Consider the following 23,050-nt stretch of genomic DNA (forward strand, 5'->3'; position numbering starts at 1 on the left):
CGCCGATAAGCGCGATGCGGCCAGCACGGCGGGCCATGACTTCGGCCTGCACCCATTCGGCGCCGGCGCGGGTTTTCCCCGCGCCGCGGCCGCCAAGCACGAGCCATGTGGTCCACTCGCCTTCGGGCGCCAACTGATCGTCGCGCGCCCAGAAGCGCCAGTCATGCGCGAGAAGCGCCACCTCCCTCGGCGTCAGCGAGACGAGAAAGCTCTGTCTCAGCCATGACGGCAGCGAGGCGAGAGATGCGGCCTGCAAGCGAGGCGCGCAGAGCCTCGTCTTCGGCCCTGCTTCGTTCTCTGTCCGTTGTATGTTCATCTATTTTTGCACGCCTTGCCGCCTGTTCTATTTCATGAAGCTGGTCGATGGAGCGGGCCAGCGTTGCTATGCGTCTTGCCTGTTTTTCACCTTCGGATTCGTCGCGCGCCATCATGCGCTGCTGCTCAAGATCCGCGATTTCGCGGGCGATCACGGTTCGCAGCCGCGCGGCAAGCGCGCCTGCCTCTTCCTGCTCTGCGGACATGGAGGTGCCCTTCGCCGGTTTTTCTGCCGTCGTCATTTCGATCCACACAATTCTGGAGATAAACAGAAGGTGGGAATTGAGCGTGACGCTGACAAGGGGGGATATCTCGCCGCGTGCAGATTTTTTGTGTCGCTCGCGAAAAACGGCGGACTTGCGCGGGCCCGCACAAACAGGGAAGCTTCCGGCCACAGAAATTGGCAGGCAGGCGACATGCGGCAACCGAAATATTACTGGGAGGATTTCCGCCCCGGCGAAGTGGCGGAATTCGGCGGGAAGACCGTCAGCAAGGAAGAGATTATCGAGTTCGCGAGCGAGTTCGACCCGCAGCCCTTTCATCTGGATGAAGAGGCGGGGCGGCAATCCATTCTCGGCGGGCTTTGCGCGAGCGGCTGGCACTCATGCGCGATGATGATGCGGATGATGTGCGATGCCTATGTGCTGGAGAGCGCCTCGATGGGCGCGCCGGGCGTGGACGAGGTGCGGTGGAAGAAGCCGGTCTATGCGGGGGATACGATCAGGCTCAGGCGCACCTGCCTCGAACGGCGGGCATCGAAAAGCCGGCCGGAAATGGGGCTGACGCGGTTCCGCCTCGAACTCGTGAACCAGAAGGGCGAAGTGGCGCTCTCCTCCGAGGGCTGGGCGATGTATGGGCGGCGGCACCCCGGCGCGCCGGTGGAGGCGTAAGGTCATGCCCTGGTTCGAGGACACCAAGATCGGCAGCAGGCTGGAGCTTGGCAGCCATGTATTCACGGCGGAGGAGATCATCGGTTTTGCGCGGAAATACGATCCGCAATATTTCCATGTGGATGAGGAAGCGGCGAAGGCGGGGCCCTTCGGCGGGCTCACCGCCAGCGGCTGGCACACATCGGCGACATGGATGAAGCTGATGATCCGCGCGAGGCAAGGCGCGAAGGAGCCGCCGGATGCTGATGGGCGCGTGCCGCCCGCGGGCGGGCCCTCGCCCGGCTTTCTCGAGATGAAATGGCCGAACCCCGTTCGCCCCGGCGATACGATCACCTATGCTTCGGAAGTCGTGGACAAGATCGACATGAAAACGAGACCCGAATGGGGCATCGTCAGAAGCCTCAATACGGGCGTGAACCAGCGGGGCGAGCCCGTGCTCAGTTTCATCGGACAAGGGCTCGTGCAGAGGCGCACACCGCGAGGAAAATAAAAGGGAGGAGAGGACATGGCACATAAAGGCAAGATGGTGACGCTGACGAGCGGCGATGGCGCGGATATCCTCTGCTATCACGTGAAGGCGGAGGGCGCGCGCAAGGGCGGGCTCGTGCTCATCATGGAAATTTTCGGCGTGACCGCGCATATCAAGGATCTCTGCGACGGCTATGCGCAACGCGGCTATGACGTGCTGTCGCCGCAGCTCTACGACCGGCAGGTGACGGATTTTCAGGCGACATACAGCCAGGAAGACATCCAGCGCTCGCTTGAGCTGCGCGCGGCGAACACATACGAGAACACGGTGCTCGATGCGCAGATGTGCATCGACCGGTTGCGCGCCGACGGCAACGAAAAGGTGTTCATCACCGGCTATTGCTATGGCGGCTCGGTGAGCTGGGTGGCGGCGTGCCGCGCGACGGGGCTCGATGCGGCATCGTGCTATTATGGCGGGGCGATCAAGCAGTTCATCGGCGAGAGCCCGAAATGTCCGACCATCTGCCATTTCGGCGAGAAGGATCACGGCATTCCGATGGAGGATGTGCGCGCAATCGAGGCGGCGCATCCGGACGTGAAGGTCTATGTCTATGATGCCGACCACGGCTTCAATTCCGACCGGCGCAACAATTACGACAAGGCGGCGGCGGAACTGGCGCTGAAGCGGACGCTTGCGCTGTTCGACGGGGTGTGAGGGGGAGCCTTCATATCTATCTTCCGCCGCGCCCCCTCACCCTTCCGCGGGCTTACGCCCGCTCCTTCCCTCTCCCCGCTGGGGAGAGGGATCATTCGGATGAACAGGACATCGCCATGAGCGACGCCGGGAAGACGATCCATGATTTTGAGCTGAAGACGCTCCGGGGTGAGCCGCTGCCGCTTGCCGAGCACAAGGGGAAGGCGGTGCTTGTCGTCAACACGGCGTCGAAATGCGGGTTCACGCCGCAATACAAGGAGCTGGAGGCGATCTGGCAGAAATACCGCGATGAGGGGCTGCTCGTTATCGGCGTGCCGTCCAACGATTTCGCGGGCCAGGAGCCGGGGAACGCGGAGGAGATCGAGCAGTTCTGCGAGATCAATTTCGGCGTCGATTTTCCGCTCACCGAAAAGGTGCATGTGACGGGCGCGGACGCGCATCCACTGTTCAAGTGGCTGGGCGCCCAGGGCGGCATTCTCTCGAAGCCCCGCTGGAACTTCTACAAATATGTGATCGGGCGGGACGGGAAGCTTGTCGACTGGTTTGCGAGCACGACGGCGCCGGGCTCGGCGAAGGTCGAGAAGGCTATAAAGAAGGCGCTGGGGAAGTAGGAGCCCCCTCACCCTTCCCACTACCGCTGCGCGGTAGCGGGCGCCTTCCCTCTCCCCCTAAAGGGGGCGAGGGAGAGAAAGGACGCACTTAATCCCTCTCCCCTCCGGCGAGAGGGAGGGGGCCGTCGTCAGACGGCGGAGGGGTGAGGGGCTACGGCCTCCGCCCGTAAGTCCTGAACTTCTCGACATTCAGCGCCATCTCTTCATCGGAAAGAAGATCCGGCTCACCGAGCTGGAGGGCGTGGAAATATTGGGTGGCTAGGGTTTCGACTTCATGGGCGAGGTGGAGGGCGGCTTCGACGGTCGGCCCGAAGGCGATCTGGCCGTGATGGGCGAGGAGTGAGGCGCGTCGGCCCTGAAGCGCGGCGACGGCATTTTGCGCGAGCTCCGCTGTGCCGAAGGTGGCGTAGTCCGCGACGCGGATGTTTCGTCCGCCGGCCACCGCCACCATGTAGTGGAAGGGCGGGATTTCGCGTTTCATGACGGCGAGCACGGTCGCGAAACCGGAATGGGCGTGGACGATGCCGCCCGCTTCCGGGAAAGCTTCGTAGATCGCCGCATGCATCTGCCATTCGGAAGATGGCGCGTGGGGGCCGGCGAGCACCTCTCCGTCCATCGCGATTTCGGAAATATCGTCCGGGGAAAGCTCCGTATAGGGAATGCCGGATGGTGTGATGAGGATGGTATCGCCATGGCGCGCGGAGACATTGCCGGACATTTGCGGCGAGAGGCCCGTCGCCGCGAGGTCGCGCGCGGCGGCGATGACGCGACTGCGAAGCGAGCTAGGCTTGTCCGCCATTGCGGCGCTCGGGGTAAAGCGTGAGGAGGCCTTCGCGGCTGGCGGCGCAGACGCCGCGCTCGGTGATGAGGCCGGTGACATATCGCGCGGGGGTGACGTCGAAGCCGTAATTCGCCGCCGGGCTGCCGGGCGCGGAGATTTCGACGGTGACGATCTCGCCCTTGTCCGTCCGCCCCGTCATATGCGTGACCTCGCGCGGGCTTCTCTGCTCGATCTCGATTTCGCGCACGCCGTCCGACAGGGTCCAGTCGACGGTGGTGTGCGGCAGCGCGACATAGAAGGGAACGCCGTTCTCATCCGCGGCGAGCGCCTTCAGATAGGTGCCGATCTTGTTGGCGACATCGCCTGTGGCGGTGGTGCGGTCGGTGCCGACGATGCACATATCGACAAGACCATGCTGCATCAGATGGCCGCCTGCGTTATCGGGCAGGATGGTGTGGGCCACGCCGTGGCGGCCAAGCTCGAAGGCGGTGAGCGATGCGCCCTGATTGCGCGGGCGCGTCTCGTCGACCCAGACATGGACGGCAATACCCGCATCATGCGCCATGTAGATGGGCGCAAGCGCTGTGCCCCAATCGACGCAGGCGAGCCAGCCCGCATTGCAATGGGTGAGGATATTGACCGTGGCGCCCTTTTTTGCTTCCGACAGGCCGCGAATGATGCGCAACCCGTTCTCACCGATCTGGCGGCAGATCTCCACATCCTCGTCGCAGAGGCGGGCGGCGGTCGCATAGGCGGCTTCGACGCGGGCCGCGCCGGAGAGGGGCTGAAGCGCCTCGCGCATCGCATCGAGCGAATATTTCAAATTCACCGCCGTGGGGCGCGTGGCGAGCAGCGTGTCGTAAGTGCTGGCGAGCGCATCGTCCGACGCATCAATGCGGAGCGCGAGACAGAGACCGTAAGCGGCGGTGGCGCCGATCAGGGGTGCACCGCGCACCAGCATGTCCTTGATGGCGCGGGCGGCATCATCCGGGGTTTCGAGGCGGACGACCGCAAATTCATGCGGCAGGCGCGTCTGGTCGATGATCTCGACGGACCAGCCGTCATCGGCGAGCCAGATGGTGCGGTAGTGGATGCCGTCGATCTTCATGGTCTCGTCCTTTCGGGGACGGGTTCAGTGGCCTTCAAAGGCGCAGAGCGAGAGCACTTCGATGTCGAGCGCCTCGAGACGCTGACGGCCGCCAAGCTCCGGCAGCTCGATCACGAAGCTCGCCGCGGCGACGGAACCGCCTGCACGCGAAAAGAGCTTCACCGCGGCTTCCGCCGTTCCGCCCGTCGCAATCAGATCGTCGATCAGCAGGATGCGGGCATTCGGCGCGACGGCATCGGCATGGATTTCAACCGTATCGGTGCCGTATTCGAGATCGTAGTCCTGGCCGATCGTCTTCCAGGGGAGCTTGCCCTTCTTGCGCACGGGAATGAAGCCGAGGCCAAGCTGATGCGCGACCGCGCCGCCGAGAATGAAGCCGCGCGCCTCGATGCCGGCCACCGCATCGAAGGTGCCCTTGCTGTGCAGCGCCACCAGCGCATCGACCGCGCCGCGAAAGCCCTCCGGGTCCGACAGCAGCGTGGTGATGTCGCGGAACTGGATGCCTGCTTTCGGGTAGTCCGGGATGGTGCGGATGAAGGTCTTGATGTTCATTTTCGTCGCTGTCCGTTTCCTGCGGTGCTGGCGGGTGACTCGCCTTCCGATTTCCTCGCTTACCCCTCCCCAAAATTCACTTCGCGAATTTTGGGGAGGGTGGGAATTTTATCTTAGTCCTTCGATTGAGCTGCCAATCGGCTTTCGCCGGGATGACACTCTTTATTTCGAGATGCGCCGTGGCCAATCAAACCTCCTCACGCGCCGTGCAGCACGCGGCCGGCGACGGCGTCGAGTTTCTTCACGAGGTCGGGGTCGCGCTGCGCGGGCGCGGTGATGAGGGCGGTATCGAGGACGCGGTCATGGCCTTCGGGCGAGGGCGTGCGCTCGGGCCCGAAGCTCTCGGCGACGGAGCGGATCAGCGCGCGGGCATGGCCGGCATTTTCCTCAAGCACGCGCACGACATCGGACACTTCCACATGGGCGTGGTCCGGGTGCCAGCAATCGTAGTCCGTGACCATCGCGACGGTCGCGTAGCAGATCTCGGCTTCGCGGGCGAGCTTCGCTTCCGGCATGTTGGTCATGCCGATGACGGAGCAGCCCCATGAACGGTAGAGATTGCTCTCGGCGAGCGTCGAGAATTGCGGGCCTTCCATGACGAGATAGGTGCCGCCGCGCCGGTGGCGGATATCGTACTTCCTGCAGGCGGCCTCGATATGGTTGCCGAGCCGGGCGCAGACGGGATGTGCCATCGAGACATGGGCGACGAAGCCTTCGCCGAAGAAGCTCTTTTCGCGCGCGAAGCTCCTGTCGATGAACTGGTCGACGATGACGAAGGTGCCGGGCGGCAGCTCTTCCTTGAGCGAGCCGACGGCGGAGACGGAAATGATGTCGGTGACGCCCGCGCGCTTCATCGCGTCGATATTGGCGCGGTAGTTGATGCTGGAGGGCGAATGGGGATGGCCGCGGCCGTGGCGCGGCAGGAAGACCATTTCCACCGCGCGGCCGTCGCCAAGCGGCAACTCGCCGAAGTGGAGCGCATCGGAGGGCTCGCCCCACGGGCTTGCCACATGCTCCCAGCGATCGTTGCGAAGGCCCGGAAACTCATAGACGCCGCTGCCGCCGATGACGCCGAGTACGGTTTTGGTCACGCTTGTCTCCTCAGGAACTGCAATGCCGGTCCGGTATAACAAACCACGGCGACGGCGCCATGAAAAAGGGCTCCCGAAGGAGCCCTTTTCCGCAAGTCATGCCGCGCGGCGATCAGTGGGCGTCGGCCCAGACCTTGCGCATGGCGAAGTAGAGAACGCCGGTCAGCGCGATCAGATAGATCAGCACCTGGAAGCCCATGCGGTGGCGCTGCTCGAGCTTGGGCTCGGCGGTCCACATCATGAAGTGGGTGACGTCCGCCGCCATCTGCTCGACGGTGTTGGGCGTGCCGTCTTCATAGTCGACCAGACCGTCCGAGAGCGGGTTCGGCATGGCGATGAGGTGGCCGGGGAAGTACTTGTTGTAGGTGCCGGTCGTGACCTCGAAGCCTTCCGGCGCCTCTTCGTAGCCGACGAGCAGCGAGTAGACGTAATCCGGGCCGCCGAAACGCGCCTTGTTCATCAGCGACAGGTCCGGCGCATAGGCGCCGAGCGCGGCGGCAGAGGCTTCGCGGTTCGGGTAGGGCTTCGGGAAGCGGTCCTTGGGTTCGCCCGGACGCTCATACATTTCGCCTTCCGAGTTCGGACCGTCGATGACGGTGATCTCGGCGGCAAGCGCCTTGACCTGGCCTTCGGTGAACTCCGGCCCGCCCGGTTCCATCAGGTTGCGGAAGCGGACGAATTCCATCGCATGGCAGACGGCGCAGACTTCCTTGTAGACCTTGTAGCCGCGGCGCAGCGCATCGCGGTCGTAGGTGCCGAAGAGGCCTTCGAACGACCACTGCATGTCGATCGGCTTCTCGGCTGCAGCCGCGGCCTTTGCAGGCTCGGCGGAGAAGAGCGAGAGGCCGAGCGCAGCAACAGCGGCGAGCGATACGGCACGGAAGAAGGTGTTCATTGTCTTTTTCACTTTCTTCTACCCCCTCAGCTCGCGGACTTTTCCGCCGGCAGCACCGACGCGGCGATGCTCTCGGGCAGGGGTTCCGGTTTCTCGATCAGCCCCAGCACGGGGAAGACCACAAGGAAATGCAGGAAGTAGTAGGCCGTCAGCACCTGCGAGAGATGCGTGACCGTGAAGCCGCCATCGCCCACCGGGATCAGGATGTCGTCCGGCATGGCGCCGCCGCAATAGCCGAGGCCGAGGCAGACCAGCACGAAGATCCAGAAGAACTGGCGATAGAGCGGACGGAACCGCGCCGAGCGCACCTTCGACGTGTCGAGCCAGGGCAGAACGAAGAGGATGGCGATGGCGCCGAACATGGCGATGACGCCGCCGAGCTTCGAGTCGATCGGGCCGATGTCGAAGGTGACGGCACGCAGGATCGCGTAGAACGGCAGCAGGTACCATTCGGGCACGATATGCGCGGGCGTCGAGAGCGGGTTCGCCACGATGTAGTTGTCCGGTTCGCCGAGCGAGTTCGGATTGAAGAACACGAAATAGGCAAAGAGGATCATGAAGATCGCCATGCCGAAGGCGTCTTTCATCGTCGCATAGGGCGTGAAGGGCAGTGTGTCCTTCTTCGGGTCCTTGACCTCGATACCCGCCGGATTGTTCTGCCCCGTCACATGCAGCGCCCAGACGTGAAGGATCACGACGCCGGCGATGAGGAAGGGGAAGAGGTAGTGCAGCGAGAAGAAGCGGTTGAGCGTCGGATCGCCGACCGCGAAATCGCCCCAGAGCCAGGTGCGCAGGCTTTCGCCGACAAGCGGGATGGCGCCGAACAGGTTGGTGATGACGGTGGCGCCCCAGAAGCTCATCTGGCCCCAGGGAAGCACGTAACCGAAGAAGGCAGTGGCCATCATCAGCACGTAAAGCAGCACACCGAGAATCCACAGCACTTCCCGCGGGGCCTTGTACGAACCGTAATAGAGGCCGCGGAACATGTGGATATAGACGGCGATGAAGAACATCGACGCGCCGTTCGCATGAACGTAGCGGATGAGCCAGCCGTAATTCACGTCTCGCATGATGTGCTCGACGCTGGCGAAGGCGAGTTCGGTGGTCGGCACGTAATGCATCGCAAGCACGACGCCGGTGACGATCTGGATCGCGAGGCAGAGGGTGAGAATGCCGCCGAAGGTCCACCAGTAGTTCAGGTTCCGCGGCGTCGGGTAATCGACGAAGCTGTCGTTGACCAGGCGCAGGACCGGAAGTCGCGCATCGAGCCAGCGGGTGAAGCCGTTTGACGGCGTGTAGGTGCTTTGACCGCTCATTATTATGTGCCCCCTCAGCCGATCAGGATTCGCGTGTCGGACAGGAATTCATACGGCGGCACCTCGAGATTGAGAGGAGCCGGTCCGCGGCGAATGCGCCCCGACGTATCGAAGACCGAGCCGTGGCAGGGGCAGAAGTAGCCGTTGTACTCGCCTTGATATTTCAGCGGCACACAACCGAGATGGGTGCAGACGCCGATCAGCACCAGCCACTGGCGCTCCAGCTCGCCGGACGGACCGGGGCGGACACGGGCATCGTCGGCCTCGGGATCGGGTAGCGACTTGATGTCCACGGCGTCGGCCGCGGCGATTTCCTCTTCCGTGCGGTGACGGATGAAGATCGGCTTGCCGCGCCATTTCACCGTGATCTCCTGACCGACGGGAATGCCGCCGAGATCGAATTCGGCGGAGGCGAGCGCCAGAACCGAGGCGTCGGGATTCATCTGGTCGATGAGAGGCCAAACGGCAAAGGCCGCGCCGACGGCGGCCATGGATCCGGTTGCCACATACAGGAAATCGCGCCGTGTGGGCTCGTCCGCGTGGGTATCTGCCACGGTTCAGGTCTCCTCGTTGAATTGGCCGAACGCCGCAATCATCGCCTTTTGGAAACGATGTCCCCGGACGGGGCCTCCCCCCTTGGACGGAGGAGTCAGGCACGGCGCCGAACATACCGTTACATGGCACGAAAGACCGGCGAATCCCCTGCTTTCGCCCCATGCATTGCGTGGTTTTGTGGCATCCAATCGGCATGTTGTCCAGCCCCGCCGCGCCTGTGGCAGGATGACGCATCGCCGCAGTCCCCTCCGCCGGAAGAAGCCCATGCGTCTTGCCCTTTATGAACCCGATATTCCACCCAATCTGGGGACACTGATCCGGCTGGGCGCATGCCTCGGCGTGGCGCTCGATGTGATCGAGCCATGCGGCTTCCCCTGGGACGACCGCGACCTGAAACGCGCGGCGATGGACTATGGCGCGCTGGGCGAGGTGACGCGGCATAGTTGTTGGGAGTCGTTCGCAACAAGCCGGCCGGCGGGGGCGCGGATCGTGCTGCTGACGACGAAAGCGGCCGAACCCTTCACGCGCTTTGCCTTCCGGCCATCCGACATTCTTCTTCTGGGGCGGGAGAGTGCCGGCGTGCCGGACGCGGTGCATGAAGCGGCGGATGCGCGCATTCTCGTGCCGATGCGGCCCCCTGCCCGCTCGCTCAATGTGGCGCTTGCGGCGGCGATGGTTCTTTCCGAGGCGCTCAGGCAGACAAATGGCTTTCCCGGCGGCTTTGCGGGCGGGTAAGTAGGGGCCTGGTTCCGCAAGACAAGAAGAAGACGAGATGACCGACGAGACGATGATTGCCGCGCGCAAGGCGCGGGCCGAGGCCTGGTTCCGCGAACTGCGCGACATGATCTGCGCCGAGTTCGAGCGGCTCGAAGACGAGCTGACCGGGACTTTCGCGGAGCGGCCTGCCGGGCGCTTCGAGCGGACGCCGTGGAAGCGCGGCGACGGGAGCAAGGATGAAGGCGGCGGCGAGATGTCGGTGATGCATGGCCGCATCTTCGAGAAGGTGGGCGTTCACATCTCGACCGTGCATGGCGAGTTCTCCGAAGAGTTCCGCAAGCAGATGCAGGGCGCGGAGGACGATCCGCGCTTCTGGGCGAGCGGCATTTCGCTCATCGCGCATATGCAGAACCCGCGTGTGCCCGCCGTCCACATGAACACGCGGCATGTCTATACGACCAAGAGCTGGTTCGGCGGCGGCGGCGACCTGACACCCGTGCTCGATGTGCAGCGGCGCGAGGATCATCCCGATACGGTGGAATTTCACGCGGCCTACAAGGCAGCCTGCGACAGGCATGATGCGGACTATTATCCGCGCTTCAAGAAGTGGTGCGACGAATATTTCTTCTTGGCCCACCGCAACGAACCGCGCGGCACGGGCGGGATCTTCTACGACCACCTCAACACGGGCGACTGGGACAAGGACTTCGCCTTCACGCAGGATGTTGGCCGGGCGTTTCTCAGCGTCTATCCGAAGCTCGTCCGCCGCCACATGAACGAGGCGTGGACGGAAGCGGAGCGCGAGGAACAGCTCGTGCGGCGGGGGCGCTATGTCGAGTTCAACCTGCTCTACGACCGCGGCACGGTGTTTGGCCTCAAGACGGGCGGGAATGTGAATTCGATATTGTCGTCGATGCCGCCGATGGTGAAATGGCCGTAGAGAAGTTAAATCTGTCATTCCGGGATTCATTCCCGGGACCCAATCCACATCTCCGCAAGATCAAATGCCAATGGGTCCCGGCAACAAGTGCCGGGATGACGCCTGTTTGATTGGCGCGTGCCTCACACCGCCTTCGAATGCCTTGCCGCGCCCTTGCCCAGATATTCGTCGAAGACGGCGCAGACGGCGCGGACAAGGGGGCGGCCTTCGTCGGTGATTTCGAGGCGGCGGCCGGTGCGCGTGACGATGCCGTCTGCTTCGAGCGACGCGAGGCGGGAGAGGTCGGCATCGAAGCTTTCGGCCTCCACGGCATGCATCAGCGCGATTTCCTCGAGGTCGACGGACATATCGCACATGAGGCGCTCGATGATGGCGCGGCGGAGCTTGTCCTCGCCGCTGACGGCGATGCCGCGCGTGACGGGCAGGCGCCCCTCGCGCACCGTTTCCTTGTAGCGGTCGATCGCGATTTCATTTGCGGCATAGCCTTGCGGCAGCGCGCCGATGGAGGAAGCGCCGAGGCCGATCAGCACCGGGGCTTCGTCCGTCGTATAGCCCTGGAAATTGCGGTGGAGCGCGCGGGCGGCCTGCGCCTTCGCCATCGCGTCATCCGGCAGGGCGAAATGATCGAGGCCGATCATGACATAGCCATGCGCGGCGAGGCGCTCCGCCGCCGCCTCATATTGCTCCCAGCGTTCCTCGATGCCCGGCAGCGCCTCTTTGGGGATGAGCTTTTGATGCGGCTTCATCCAAGGGACATGCGCATAGCCGAAAAGCGCGATGCGCGAGGGACGGAGGGCGGCTGCCTTGTCCACCGTGCCGAGTAGGCTTGCCACAGTCTGATAGGGCAGGCCGTAGCAGAGGTCCATGTTGATCGCGGAGACGCCATGCGCGCGCAGCCAGTGGATCACGCGCGCCGTCACGTCATGCGGCTGGATGCGGTTGATCGCCTTCTGCACGCGGGCGTCGAAATCCTGCACTCCGATAGAGGCGCGGGTGACGCCGGCCCGCGCCATCGCCGCCACGTAAGCCTCGTCCGCCGTGCGCGGATCGAGCTCGACGGCGATCTCGGCATCGAGCGTCACATTATAACTTTCGCGGAGATGGGCGAGCGTGCGGCCGAAATCGCCGGGCGTCAGCAGCGTCGGGCTGCCGCCGCCGAAATGGATGTGGTCGATCCGCATGCGCGCGGGGAGCGCGCGGGACACGAGGCGGGCTTCGGCGAGCAGCGCATCGAGATAATCGGCGACCGGCGCGTATTTCCGCGTTGCCTTTGTGTGGCAGCCGCAGAACCAGCACATCTCGGCGCAATAAGCGATGTGAAGATAGAGCGAGAGAGGCGATGCCGGATCGAGCGCGGCGAGCCAGCGCGCATAAGTATCGCCGTTCACCGCAGGAGAGAAATGCGGCGCCGTCGGATAGGATGTGTAGCGCGGCACGGCCAAGTCGTACCGCCTGATGAGATCCTCGCGCATGAGGGAAGCGTAAGGCGCGCGCGGGGACCCGCCTATGGCCACAATTGCCGCAGGGAAATTTGTCGCAGTCGCCTGCTTGTGCTCCACCCTCCCCTTGAGGGAGGGTCGGAGAATTCAAGCGAAGCGCAGAATTTTCCGGGAAGGGGGACTCCGCTGTCAGCGCCTGACTCGCCTTCCGTTTCCCCCGCCTACCCCTCCCCAAAATTTGCGATGCAAATTTCGACCCTTCCTCAGGGGGAGGGTTGGGCAGATGGCAAAGGCAATGCCTTTGGCTAACGCAACCTTCGCTGTCGCGAACCGCCTCTCACTCCTCCGCTTCGATGACGGAGCGGAGCATGTCTTTCAGATTGCCTTTGGGGGCGAAGTCCCAGCCGCCGCCATAGGCGATGTCGTCGACGAGCCAGGCATTGCCGGCGCCTGCGACAAGCATGACGCGATCCTTCCACTGCACCGGCTCTTCCGCGTCGTGCACGAGCTGCACCTCACACTCGATGAGGCGTTCGCTCTTTTCGTCGCAATCGGAAATCTCGTAGCCGGTCGCGCCCTCGAACAGCGAGGAGAAGATGTCGCCTTGCAGATAGGGTGGTTCTTCATTGTTGGTGCGTGCGGTGTGGCGGCGCTCGGCCTCGGCGGCCTGGGCGAGCAGGCTGTCGAGATCGGGCGAGATGACGGGGCGGAGCCTTGCGCGCATATCCGCCTCCGGCACACCGCCGGAACGCTCGCTCAACACGATGTCGTAGAACGTGGCGGCGGCGCGCGTCGCATCCGCCTCCTGCTCCGTCTCGCTGCAGGCGGCAAGCGATGCTGCAACGCAAAGCGCGAGAATAGCCTTACGGATCATGGGCTCCCCTCCCTTTTGCCATTCAGTAAACAGTGGCCTGCACCACTGCTTTCAGGCGTTCGATGATGGAGAATTCATCGTCGATGAAGTCGCTGTCAATCCACCATTCCTCGACTTCCCTCCGTACGCGGCCGATTTCCGGGCCTTCGGGGACGCCGGCGGCCTTTATCATGTCTCCGGTGAGCGGCAGTTCGGGCTTCTGCCAGCTATCGGCCATGGCAAGAAGGGCGCGCCACTGAAAGGTGTTGTGGCCGGGGCGGTCTTCGGCCCAGCCGAGCAGCACGCGGTCCTTGAAGAGATCGCGGCCCATGAGATAGAGCGCGCGGCGCACCTCGCGCATGGAGAGGTAGCAGACGATCTTCGTCTTGTCGGTGAGCATCGCGGTGAGGCGGTCGCGATCCTTGTTGGAGAGTTTGAGACGCGCGGCGAGCGCCTTCACGCCCGCCTCGTCGAGATCGAGCATGGCGCCGAGGCGCGGGATCGGATCGGCGTCGAGTACAAATAGCTGTTGCACCTCGATGCCGACGAGTTTTTCAAAGCGGTCGAGGCGGCTCGCCTCGGGCAGCACCACGGCGAGGATGCCCGATGCCGCCATCTGGCGGAAGGCGGCGCCGGCTTCATCGGCCCTGGCGATTTTCAGCAGTTCGTCGCGGACGCGCTCGCCCGAAAGCTGACGCAGGCCCTCGCGCTCCTCGGCGCAGGCGCGCAGGCTCGCGACGTCGGGCTCGCCCTTGCCATACCAGGCATGGAAGCGGAAGAAACGCAGGATGCGCAGATAGTCCTCGCGGATGCGCTGATGCGCGTCGCCGATGAAGCGCACACGGCGCGCCTTCAAGTCTTCGCGGCCGCCAAGCGGATCGTGCACCGTGCCATCGGCATCGCAATAAAGCGCGTTGATGGTGAAGTCGCGGCGCTTCGCATCTTCCAGCCAGTCGCCGGTGAAGGCGACATCGGCGCGGCGGCCATCGGTCGCCACATCGACGCGGAGCGTGGTGATTTCGATATGGCGCGTGGGCGTGACCGCCGTGATGGTGCCATGCTCGATACCGGTGGGGACGACCTTGATGCCCTTCGCCTCGAGCAGCGCCTTCGCCTTTTCCGGCGTTTCTGTCGTGGCGATGTCGATGTCGCTCACCTTTTCGCCGATCAGCGCGTTGCGGACGCAGCCGCCCGCAAAACGCGCCGAGCCGCCGCCCGCATGGAGCGCATCCATAACCGCCCTGGTGTCGGCTTCGTTCAGCCAGGCCGCACGGGCCAGTTCCTTGTCGGCGCTCATCGGTGACTTTCCTCACTCACTGTTCTTGATCGTTGCCCCCACATTATTGAAGAGGGGTCGCGGGGCCTCTGAGGCATTCAGTCGCCATAAAGCCGGTCATACATGTTCTTCAACATGCCGGCGGTGGCCCCCCAGATATAATGACCATTATAGGGCATCGCATAATATTCGCGACGCCTGCCGCGCCAGACCGCGCTGTGGCGCTCGTGATTGGCGGGGTTCATCAGGAAGGACAAGGGCACCTCGAAGGCTTCCGCGACCTCATGGGGGGAAATGGTGAGGCTGAAGCCCGGCCGCACGAAGGCGACGACGGGCAGGATGCGGAAGCCGGTGCCTGTCTCATAGGCATCGAGATAGCCCGCCACCTCTACATATGAGCGGTGGAGGCCGACCTCTTCCTCGGCCTCGCGGAGCGCGGCTTCGGCGGGCGTTTCGCCGGGGTCGATCTTGCCGCCCGGAAAGGCGACCTGGCCCGAATGGGTGCCGAGATGATCGGCGCGGCGCGTCAGCAGCACATGGGGGCCATGCGCATGTTCGATGATGGGCACGAGAACGGCGGCGGGCCGCAGCGAGGCGCGCTCCTCCGGCTCGACCCAGACATTGCCCTCGGGCGGCTGCCTTTCGGGCGGATTGAGGTCATGGTCGCCCCTGAGGCCCGGCAGGCCGTCTGCCGCCAGAAGCGCGGCCAGAGCCGGGGGCTCCCGGTCGGTGCGGGAGAGAATGAGATGACGATGGGCGTTCATGTCAGAGCGTCACTTCTTCCGCCGGCTGGATGGGGAAGAAGGTGCCGCCGGACCAGATGCCGAACCATCTCCTGCCCTCATGCTCCTCTTCCACGCCCAGTTCGACGAGGTCGTAGAACACCGCGCGGTTGATGAGCGCGTCGAGGCGGGCGCGGACATGGACGTAAGGTGCGGGCTCGCCGGTCTCCTCGCCGATTTCGAATCGCATGGGGTGATCGGGTCCGGCCACGGTTTCATCGCCGACATTGGTGGTGAAAGTGAGCACCTGATCGCGGCCCTTTCCTTCCACCTTCATGGCGACGGCAACGAAGGGCGCGTCGTCCACCTTGATGCCGACCTTCTCGACCGGCGTGACGAGATAGTATTTCCCGTCCTCGTCATGGCGCAGAACGGTGGAGAAAAGGCGCACCAGCCGCTCGCGGCCGATCGGCGTTCCCAGATAGTACCAAGTGCCGTCGCGGGCGATGCGCATGTCGAGATCGCCGCAGAATTCGGGATTCCAGAGGTGAACCGGCGGCAGGCCCTTTGCTTTCTTTCCGGCCTCCTCGGCGGCGGCGAGGCCCTTCAGCCCGCCCGGCGCGCTGCCGGAAGCGCGGCCCTGGGCACTTGGCTTTTCGCCGTTTGCGGCTGTCTTTCCGGTCACGGCGGCCATATTTCCTCTCCTCGCGCGATATTGATCTTCGATTTCGTGCCCCACGCCCCGGAATCCGGCCATATTATCGTCACGAAGGCCCGCGCCAATGGCGGCGCGCAACAAAACAGGGATGTGGCATGACGGCGGGTGCGAACCCGCCCGTCACCAATATGTAGGTCAATGCAGACACTGAGTGAAGCCGACACGGGAACCGAATCCGCTGCCGTCCGGGAAATCGAGGAAACGGGCGCGAAGATCGCCGCCGCCCGCGAGGCCATCGGCGAGGTTATCTACGGGCAGGAACAGGTCATCGACCAGACGCTGGTGACGGTGCTGGCGGGCGGCCATGCGCTGCTGGTCGGCGTGCCGGGGCTTGCCAAAACGCTGCTCGTTCACACTATGGGACAGGTACTCGGGCTCGACGACAAGCGCGTGCAGTTCACGCCGGACCTGATGCCCGCCGATATTCTCGGTTCCGAAGTGCTGGAGGAAAGCGACAAGGGCACGCGGAGCTTCCGCTTCATCAAGGGGCCGGTGTTCTGCCAGCTCCTGATGGCGGACGAAATCAACCGCGCGAGCCCTCGTACGCAATCCGCGCTTTTGCAGGCGATGCAGGAAAAGCAGGTGACGGTGGCGGGTGTGCGCTACGAACTGCCCGCCCCCTTCCATGTGCTTGCGACGCAGAACCCGCTGGAGCAGGAAGGCACCTACCCGCTGCCGGAGGCGCAGCTCGACCGCTTCCTCATGCAGATCGACGTGATGTATCCCGATCTCGAAAGCGAACGGCGGATGCTGCTCTCGACCACGGGCGAGACGGTCGCCAGCGCGCGCAATGCGATGTCGGCGGCGGACCTGATGGCAGCGCAGCGCCTCGTGCGGCGCGTGCCCGTGGGCGAGAAGGTGGTGAACGCCATTCTCGACCTCGTGCGCGCAGCGCGGCCGGAAGAAGGCGCGTCGGAAGAAGTCGAACGCCATGTCGCCTGGGGCCCCGGCCCGCGCGCGAGTCAGGCGCTGATGCTGGCGGTCCGCGCCCGCGCACTTATCGACGGGCGTTTTTCGCCTTCGATCGAAGATGTGAAGACGCTTGCAGCCCCCGTGCTTCGCCATCGCATGGCGCTCAATTTTTCGGCGCGCGCCGAAGGCGTCACGGTGAGCGGCGTCATCGACAGGCTGTGCCGCACTATCGGCTGAACGAAAGATCGACATGACTGCCACACCGTCACACGCGGCGTCTCCCGGTGCGATCGGCCTGCGCGAACAGGCCGAGGCGCTGAGCGAGGCCATGCCGCCGCTGGTGACGGAAGCCGAGCATGTCGCCTCCACCATCGCGCAGGGCGTTCACGGAAGGCGGCGCACCGGCATGGGCGAAACCTTCTGGCAGTTTCGCCGCTACCGCGAGGGCGACGCCGCGTCATCGGTCGACTGGCGCCACTCGGCGCGCTCGAACCATCTCTTTGTGCGCGAGACGGAGCGCGAGGCAGCCGAAAGCATCTGGATCTGGCGCGACGGTTCGGCCTCGATGGATTACGCATCCGACTTTGCGCCTTGCAGCAAGAAGGACCGGGCCACCGTTCTCGCGCTCGCGCTTTCCTCGCTTCTTGTGCAGGGCGGCGAAAGCGTTGCGGCACTCGGACACGGTTTTGCGCCGGCGCCGGGGCGCGCCGCACTCCGCCGCATGGCCCATGCGCTGATCGACCATGCCGATGGCGACGACGACGCGGCGAAGCGCGGCAGCCTGCCGCCGGCAGAGCGCGTTCCGCGATATGCGCAGCTTGTGCTCATCAGCGATTTCCTGTCGCCTGCCGACGAGATCATCGCGCGCATGAAAGCCTATGCGGCGGACGGCATTCGCGGCCACATGATCCAGGTGCTCGATCCGGCGGAAGAAGACCTGCCCTTTTCGGGCCGCACCGAATTCGAAGGCGTCGAGGAAGACCTCCGCCTGATGGTGGGGCGTGCGCAAAATCTGCGCGAGGCCTATCACCAGAGGCTCGAAATCCATCGCAACCGTATCATCGAGATGGCGCGGCGCGTGGACTTCACCTTCGCGACACATCGCACCGACCGTGGCCCGCAAACGGCGCTGCTCGCGCTTTACTCGGCGCTATCCGGCGCACTTCTGGCGCGCAAGGCGCCCCGGGCAGGTCAATAGATGGCTGGCTGCTAGATCATGCTTGCGCTCGGTCTCCTCTCCTTTGCCGCACCTTGGATGCTGCTCGGCCTTGCCGCGCTGCCCGCGATCTGGTGGCTGCTGCGCATCAGCCCGCCGCTACCCAAGCGCGTGCGCTTTCCCGCGATCCGCCTTCTTGTCGGCCTTGTGCGCGAGGAGGACACGCCGGCGCATACGCCGCTCTGGCTGCTGATCCTGCGCATGACGATTGCGGCGCTGATCGTGCTGGCGCTGGCGGAGCCCGTGCTGAACCCGGCAAGGCCGGCCGCGGGTTCGGGACCGCTTGTCATCATCGTCGACAATGGCTGGGCATCCGCCGCGCGCTGGAGCGACCGGCGCTTCACGATGGATGGGCTCATCGCCGATGCGCGGCGCGCCGACCGCTCCGTCCTCGTCGCGGGAACGGCGCCGGAGATCAACGCGCCGACGCTCAATTTCGAATCCGCCGGGGACGCCAATGCACGCGCGCGCGCCATTGAGCCGCAGCCGATCGAACCGGACCGCATCGCACTCATCGAACGTCTCGAAGGCGCGGCGGTGCTGACGCGCGGCGCCGAGATCGTCTGGATCGGCGACGGGCTCGACTATGGCGCGGCGGCGCAATTCGCCCGGCGTCTTTCCGCCCTGGCGGGCGATGGCAGGCTGACGCTGATCGAACCCGCGCCGGGCCAACGCGCGCTGGCGCTGCTGCCGCCGGAGCGCGACGCGGGCGGGATCGTGCCGCGCGTTCTGCGCGCGGAGGGAACAAGCTTGCGCGAAGGCGCGGTTCGCGCACTCGACAGCGACGGCAATGTGCTTGGCGAGGCGCGGTTCGCGCTTTCTGAGGGCGAGGTTCTGGCGCCGGTTCCCTTCGACCTGCCGCTCGAACTCCGGAACCGGATCTCGCGCCTCGAAATTGCGGGTGAGGCGTCGGCGGGCGCGGTCATTCTTGCCGATGAAAGCTGGCGGCGGCGCAATGCCGGCATCGTCTCGGGCGCAAGCGCGGAAGAGGCGCAGCCGCTGCTCTCCGACGTCTATTATGTACGGCGCGCGCTCGCGCCTTACGTAGAGCTGCGAGAGACGGCGAATGAGCGCGATGCGGAAGCTGCCATCGACGAACTTCTTTCCGCGCCGCTTTCCGTGCTGATCCTTGCCGATATCGGCAATCTCACCCAGCCCACGCGCGAACGCATCGACGCATGGGTCGCAAGCGGGGGCATGCTGATCCGCTTTGCGGGGCCCCGCCTTGCCGAGCATGGCGACGAGCTTGTGCCGGTGCCGCTGCGGACCGGCGGCCGCGCGCTGGGCGGCGCGCTGTCATGGAGCACGCCGCAGAGCCTTTCGCCGTTCGAGGAGGACAGTCCCTTCTTCGGCATCGACGTGCCGGAGGATGTGAGCGTTTCGCGGCAGGTGCTGGCGGAGCCGGTGCCCGACCTTGCGCGCCATACATGGGCACGGCTTGCCGACGGAACGCCGCTCGTGACCGCCGCACAGCGCGGCAAGGGAGCGATCGTTCTCTTTCATGTGACCGCCAATCGCGACTGGTCGAGCCTGCCGATCTCCGGCCTCTTCGTGGAGATGCTCAGGCGCGCGGTCGAACTTTCGCAGGGCGTGGTCGCGCAAGGCGGCGATGGCGATACGGGCAGCGCGCGGGAGCGGCAATTGCTGAGCCCGCTGACGACGCTCAACGGTTTTGGCAGGCTCGGGACGCCGCCCGCAACGGCAACGCCGATCGCGGCGGAGCGCCTCACAAGCGCGGAACGCAGCCCCCGCCATCCGCCCGGCTTTTACGGGCTGGCGGGTGCGCCGCGCGCGCTGAACCTTGCAACGGCCGACCATGAACTGACGCCGCTTGGCGAGGTGCCGGGCATCAGCGAACGCCGCTCCTTCGAAGGCGGCCCGGAGCTTCGCCTTGCCGCAGTGCTGCTCGTGCTCGCGCTCTTCCTTGTGGTACTGGACACGCTTGCCGCGCTCTGGGTGACCGGGCTTTTCGAGACCGAGAAAATCCGCCGGGTACGCTTTGCATCGCGGGCGGCACCTGTGCTGCTGGCCGTTCTGCTGGTGCTTCCGGCAAGCGATGCCCTGGCGCAGGAGAACGACGCTTTCGCGCTCAAGGCGACGCTCGACACGCGGCTTGCCTATGTCATCACCGGAGACAGCGAACTCGACGCGGTGAGCGAGGCGGGGCTGTTCGCGCTGAGCCAGGCGCTTCGTGCCCGCACCGCCTTCGATGCGGCAGAGCCGATGGGCGTCAATATCGAACAGGACGAACTTGCCTTCTTCCCCCTGCTCTACTGGCCGATGTCGGGGATGCAGCCCGATCTGACGCCGCAGGCGCTCGGCAAGATCAACACCTACATGAAGAATGGCGGCACCATTCTCTTCGATACGCGCGACGGCGACCGCGCGGCGGGTGGCGATGTGCCGCCGGGCATGGCGGCGCTCAGGCGGCTGCTCGGGCAGCTCGACCTGCCGCCGCTGGAGCCCGTGCCTGCCGATCACGTGCTGACGAAATCCTTCTATCTGATGCAGAATTTTCCCGGACGCTTCGACGGCGGCGAATTATGGGTCGAGGCGCGGACGGGCGACGACGAACTTCTCGTCAATGACGGCGTTACCACCATCGTCGTCGGCTCGAACGATTTTGCGGCCGCATGGGCGCGCGATGCGAGCGGCCGTGCGCTCTATGCGGTGACGCCGGGCGGCGAGAGGCAGCGCGAGATGGCCTATCGCTTCGGCATCAATCTCGTGATCTACGCACTGACCGGCAACTACAAGGCGGACCAGGTTCACGTGCCCGCGCTTCTCGAACGGCTTGGCCAGTAGGAGCGCGCATGGCCTGGCACATCGTTTTCGAACCGCTTGCACCCGTCGCGCTCATTCTGACGCTGGCGCTGCCCGGCGTTCTGCTGCTCGTCTATTCGGCATTCCGCCGTGCGCGCGGCGCGCCGCTGCGCACCGTGGCGCTCGCCGTGCTTGTGATCGCGCTGCTCAACCCGACGATCCGCAGCGAGGAACGCGAGGCGGTGGCCGATGTCGCGGCGATCATCGTCGACCGCAGCCAGAGCCAGGACATCGCCACCAGGCCGGAACAGACGCAAGCGGCGCTCGAACGCATCACATCGCGGCTTGCCGAGGAAGACGGCATCGAAACGCGCGTGGTGGAAGCGCGCAGCGACCCGAACGATGCAAACGGCACGGCGCTTTTCCGCGCGCTGGAAGAGGCGCTGGCCGATGTGCCGCGCGAGCGTGTGGCAGGCGCCATCCTCATCACCGACGGGCAGGTGCATGACGTGCCGAAGAGCGCCGCCGAACTCGGCTTCGATGCGCCGGTGCACGGGCTCATCACCGGGCGGCCGGGCGAACGCGACCGGCGGCTGCATGTGCTCGAAGCGCCGCGCTTCGGCATTGTCGGCGAGCCGGTGGCACTTTCGTTCCGCGTGGAGGAAACCTCGGCCAGCGACGGCGCGACCGGCGAGACGGCGCGCGTGACAATTTCCATCGATGGCGAGCGCGTGGCGGAGAAGATTGCCACGATCGGCGCCACCGAGACCGTGACGCTGTCGCTTGAGCGCGGCGGACCCAACGTGATCGAGATCGAGGTGGAGGAAGGGCCAAACGAGCTGACGCTGCTCAACAACCGTGCCGTCGTCGTTGCCAATGGCGTGCGGGACCGCTTGCGCGTGCTGCTCGTTTCGGGCGAGCCGCATCCGGGCGAGCGGACATGGCGCAATCTTCTGAAATCCGATCCGTCGGTCGATCTCGTTCACTTCACCATTCTCAGGCCGCAGGACAAGCATGACGGGACGCCCGTCAACGAGCTTTCGCTGATCGCCTTTCCGACGCATGAGCTGTTCGACGAGAAGCTCGACCAGTTCGACCTCATCATCTTCGACCGCTACAAGCGGCGCGGTGTGCTGTCGATGGCGTATTTCCTGAATATCGTCGATTACGTGGAAGGTGGCGGCGCGTTTCTGGCGGCGGACGGACCGGCTTATGCCACGCCCTTTTCTATTGCGCGCACGCCGCTTGCCGCCATTCTGCCGGCGCTGCCGACCGGCGAGACGAGCGAGGGCGGCTTCAGGCCGGGGATCACGCCGAAGGGCGCACGCCACCCCGTGACCGCCGGTCTGCCGGGCAGTGAGAGCGAGACGCCGAGCTGGGGCCGCTGGTTCCGCACCATCGACGTTACGACCGAGACCGGCGACATCGTGATGGAAACGCCGGACGGCAAACCGCTGATGGTGCTGGCGCGCGCGGGCGAAGGCCGCGTGGCGCAAATTCTTTCCGATCACATCTGGCTCTGGTCGCGCGGCTATGAAGGCGGCGGGCCGCAAGCTGAGCTTCTGCGCCGCCTGGCGCACTGGCTGATGAAGGAACCGGACCTCGAGGAAGAAAACCTCTCCGCCGCCATGCAGGCAGGGATGCTGACCGTGCAGCGCCGCACCATGCAGGACGAGGCGGCGCCCGCGCGCGTGACGCTGCCTTCCGGCGGGACACGCGAGATCGAGATGCAGGAAGTGGCGCCGGGGCGCTTCGAGGGCGTGATGGAGGCGAGCGAACTCGGGCTCTACCGCGTGCGGCAAGGCGAGTTGTCGGCGGTCGCCGCCGCCGGGCCGCTCAACCCGCGCGAGATCGCCGATATGCGCGCGACCGACGCCCTTCTCCGCCCGCTTGTGGCGCAGACGGGCGGGGGCATCTGGTGGACGGGCGACGACGCCGGCGGCGTGCCCTCGATCCGCGCGGTCAGGGCGGGACAGGATGCCGCGGGCAGCGGCTGGATGGGGCTTCGCCGCAACGAGCAGTTCCATGTTCATGCCGTGCATCAGGCGCCGATACTTGCCGGACCGCTGGCGCTGCTTCTGCTTCTCGGCACGCTTGCTCTCGCCTGGTGGCGCGAGGGGCGGTGACCCACCCATCTGTGCGGCTTGCGTTTCGGCGGAAAGATGCCTAGTTTCGCGATGTTATAATATTACAGATC

The 23,050-nt window shown here is 65.0% G+C and carries 23 protein-coding genes and 1 pseudogene; 10 read left to right on the forward strand and 14 right to left on the reverse strand.

Annotation, left to right across the window (positions count from 1 at the left end):
- Positions 1 to 181 (reverse strand): annotated as a pseudogene (locus ACK4FH_RS00005) (ATP-binding protein); the annotation flags it as partial.
- Positions 162 to 740 (reverse strand): hypothetical protein, encoded by a 579-nt coding sequence (locus tag ACK4FH_RS00010; protein WP_409809797.1) that lies wholly within the window; start codon positions 738 to 740, stop codon positions 162 to 164. The pseudogene ACK4FH_RS00005 and the gene ACK4FH_RS00010, both read right to left, overlap by 20 nt.
- Here ACK4FH_RS00010 and ACK4FH_RS00015 point away from each other — a divergent pair.
- The 4 genes from ACK4FH_RS00015 (at position 732) to ACK4FH_RS00030 (ending at position 2,999) form a co-directional block, all read left to right on the forward strand.
- Positions 732 to 1,205 carry a MaoC family dehydratase gene (locus tag ACK4FH_RS00015; RefSeq protein ID WP_409809800.1) on the forward strand — a complete coding sequence of 158 codons (474 nt, stop codon included), beginning with the start codon at positions 732 to 734 and terminating at the stop codon, positions 1,203 to 1,205. The genes ACK4FH_RS00010 and ACK4FH_RS00015 overlap by 9 nt on opposite strands.
- Positions 1,206 to 1,209: 4 nt before the next feature.
- Positions 1,210 to 1,695: a MaoC family dehydratase gene (locus tag ACK4FH_RS00020; RefSeq protein WP_409809803.1), complete on the forward strand. Its 486-nt coding sequence runs from the start codon at positions 1,210 to 1,212 to the stop codon at positions 1,693 to 1,695.
- A gap of 15 nt (positions 1,696 to 1,710) precedes the next feature.
- The gene (locus ACK4FH_RS00025; RefSeq protein ID WP_409809806.1) at positions 1,711 to 2,388 is read left to right on the forward strand and encodes a dienelactone hydrolase family protein; all 678 of its coding nucleotides are present in this window, start codon (positions 1,711 to 1,713) and stop codon (positions 2,386 to 2,388) included.
- A gap of 116 nt (positions 2,389 to 2,504) precedes the next feature.
- On the forward strand, positions 2,505 to 2,999 hold the full coding sequence (locus ACK4FH_RS00030; RefSeq protein WP_409809809.1) for a glutathione peroxidase: 495 nt from the start codon (positions 2,505 to 2,507) through the stop codon (positions 2,997 to 2,999).
- A 151-nt stretch (positions 3,000 to 3,150) separates the two neighbouring features.
- Here ACK4FH_RS00030 and ACK4FH_RS00035 read toward each other — a convergent pair whose 3' ends face one another.
- The 7 genes from ACK4FH_RS00035 to petA all read right to left on the reverse strand — a co-directional run bounded on the left by ACK4FH_RS00035 (position 3,151) and on the right by petA (position 9,296).
- On the reverse strand, positions 3,151 to 3,798 hold the full coding sequence (locus ACK4FH_RS00035) for a class II aldolase/adducin family protein (RefSeq protein WP_409809812.1): 648 nt from the start codon (positions 3,796 to 3,798) through the stop codon (positions 3,151 to 3,153).
- Entirely contained in the window at positions 3,782 to 4,888 is a 1,107-nt protein-coding gene (gene mtnA / locus ACK4FH_RS00040; RefSeq protein ID WP_409809815.1) for an S-methyl-5-thioribose-1-phosphate isomerase, read from the reverse strand. The genes ACK4FH_RS00035 and mtnA overlap by 17 nt, the downstream gene beginning before the upstream one ends.
- A 24-nt stretch (positions 4,889 to 4,912) precedes the next feature.
- A complete protein-coding gene (locus ACK4FH_RS00045; protein WP_409809818.1) occupies positions 4,913 to 5,440 on the reverse strand; it encodes an adenine phosphoribosyltransferase in 528 nt (175 codons plus the stop codon).
- A 197-nt stretch (positions 5,441 to 5,637) separates the two neighbouring features.
- Positions 5,638 to 6,531, reverse strand: coding sequence for an S-methyl-5'-thioadenosine phosphorylase (locus tag ACK4FH_RS00050; protein ID WP_409809821.1), 894 nt, complete (start codon positions 6,529 to 6,531; stop codon positions 5,638 to 5,640).
- A gap of 112 nt (positions 6,532 to 6,643) precedes the next feature.
- Positions 6,644 to 7,426 carry a cytochrome c1 gene (locus ACK4FH_RS00055; RefSeq protein ID WP_409809824.1) on the reverse strand — a complete coding sequence of 261 codons (783 nt, stop codon included), beginning with the start codon at positions 7,424 to 7,426 and terminating at the stop codon, positions 6,644 to 6,646.
- Between the two features lie 26 nt (positions 7,427 to 7,452).
- Entirely contained in the window at positions 7,453 to 8,742 is a 1,290-nt protein-coding gene (locus ACK4FH_RS00060) for a cytochrome b (RefSeq protein WP_409809826.1), read from the reverse strand.
- Positions 8,743 to 8,756: 14 nt separating this feature from the next.
- A complete protein-coding gene (gene petA, locus ACK4FH_RS00065; RefSeq protein ID WP_409809829.1) occupies positions 8,757 to 9,296 on the reverse strand; it encodes a ubiquinol-cytochrome c reductase iron-sulfur subunit in 540 nt (179 codons plus the stop codon).
- A 265-nt stretch (positions 9,297 to 9,561) separates the two neighbouring features.
- Here petA and ACK4FH_RS00070 point away from each other — a divergent pair, with 265 nt between their 5' ends.
- Positions 9,562 to 10,032 carry a tRNA (cytidine(34)-2'-O)-methyltransferase gene (locus ACK4FH_RS00070; RefSeq protein ID WP_409809832.1) on the forward strand — a complete coding sequence of 157 codons (471 nt, stop codon included), beginning with the start codon at positions 9,562 to 9,564 and terminating at the stop codon, positions 10,030 to 10,032.
- Positions 10,033 to 10,069: 37 nt separating this feature from the next.
- Entirely contained in the window at positions 10,070 to 10,954 is an 885-nt protein-coding gene (gene hemF, locus ACK4FH_RS00075) for an oxygen-dependent coproporphyrinogen oxidase (RefSeq protein WP_409809835.1), read from the forward strand.
- Positions 10,955 to 11,076: 122 nt separating this feature from the next.
- Here hemF and hemN read toward each other — a convergent pair whose 3' ends face one another.
- From hemN to ACK4FH_RS00100, 5 genes are all read right to left on the reverse strand, one after another.
- Positions 11,077 to 12,426: an oxygen-independent coproporphyrinogen III oxidase gene (gene hemN, locus ACK4FH_RS00080; protein ID WP_409809838.1), complete on the reverse strand. Its 1,350-nt coding sequence runs from the start codon at positions 12,424 to 12,426 to the stop codon at positions 11,077 to 11,079.
- Positions 12,427 to 12,730: 304 nt separating this feature from the next.
- Positions 12,731 to 13,267: a hypothetical protein gene (locus tag ACK4FH_RS00085; RefSeq protein ID WP_409809840.1), complete on the reverse strand. Its 537-nt coding sequence runs from the start codon at positions 13,265 to 13,267 to the stop codon at positions 12,731 to 12,733.
- A 22-nt stretch (positions 13,268 to 13,289) separates the two neighbouring features.
- Complete coding sequence (locus ACK4FH_RS00090; protein ID WP_409809843.1) at positions 13,290 to 14,543, reverse strand: CCA tRNA nucleotidyltransferase; 1,254 nt, start codon at positions 14,541 to 14,543, stop codon at positions 13,290 to 13,292.
- Between the two features lie 77 nt (positions 14,544 to 14,620).
- Positions 14,621 to 15,286 (reverse strand): CoA pyrophosphatase, encoded by a 666-nt coding sequence (locus ACK4FH_RS00095; protein ID WP_409809846.1) that lies wholly within the window; start codon positions 15,284 to 15,286, stop codon positions 14,621 to 14,623.
- A 1-nt stretch (position 15,287) separates the two neighbouring features.
- Positions 15,288 to 15,938 carry a DUF1285 domain-containing protein gene (locus ACK4FH_RS00100; RefSeq protein ID WP_409809849.1) on the reverse strand — a complete coding sequence of 217 codons (651 nt, stop codon included), beginning with the start codon at positions 15,936 to 15,938 and terminating at the stop codon, positions 15,288 to 15,290.
- Positions 15,939 to 16,100: 162 nt separating this feature from the next.
- On the opposite strand from ACK4FH_RS00100, the gene ACK4FH_RS00105 reads away from it, so the two are divergent.
- The 4 genes from ACK4FH_RS00105 to ACK4FH_RS00120 are packed head-to-tail and all read left to right on the forward strand — an operon-like array spanning position 16,101 to position 22,979.
- Positions 16,101 to 17,111, forward strand: a complete 1,011-nt coding sequence (locus ACK4FH_RS00105; RefSeq protein WP_409809852.1) for an AAA family ATPase — start codon at positions 16,101 to 16,103, stop codon at positions 17,109 to 17,111.
- A 13-nt stretch (positions 17,112 to 17,124) separates the two neighbouring features.
- Entirely contained in the window at positions 17,125 to 18,072 is a 948-nt protein-coding gene (locus ACK4FH_RS00110; RefSeq protein ID WP_409809854.1) for a DUF58 domain-containing protein, read from the forward strand.
- Positions 18,073 to 18,090: 18 nt separating this feature from the next.
- Positions 18,091 to 20,895 carry a DUF4159 domain-containing protein gene (locus tag ACK4FH_RS00115; protein ID WP_409809858.1) on the forward strand — a complete coding sequence of 935 codons (2,805 nt, stop codon included), beginning with the start codon at positions 18,091 to 18,093 and terminating at the stop codon, positions 20,893 to 20,895.
- Between the two features lie 8 nt (positions 20,896 to 20,903).
- Complete coding sequence (locus tag ACK4FH_RS00120; RefSeq protein ID WP_409809861.1) at positions 20,904 to 22,979, forward strand: hypothetical protein; 2,076 nt, start codon at positions 20,904 to 20,906, stop codon at positions 22,977 to 22,979.
- Positions 22,980 to 23,050 lie beyond the last annotated feature (71 nt).

It is taken from the genome of Parvibaculum sp., from assembly GCF_046297875.1.
Taxonomy (GTDB): Bacteria; Pseudomonadota; Alphaproteobacteria; order Parvibaculales; family Parvibaculaceae; genus Parvibaculum.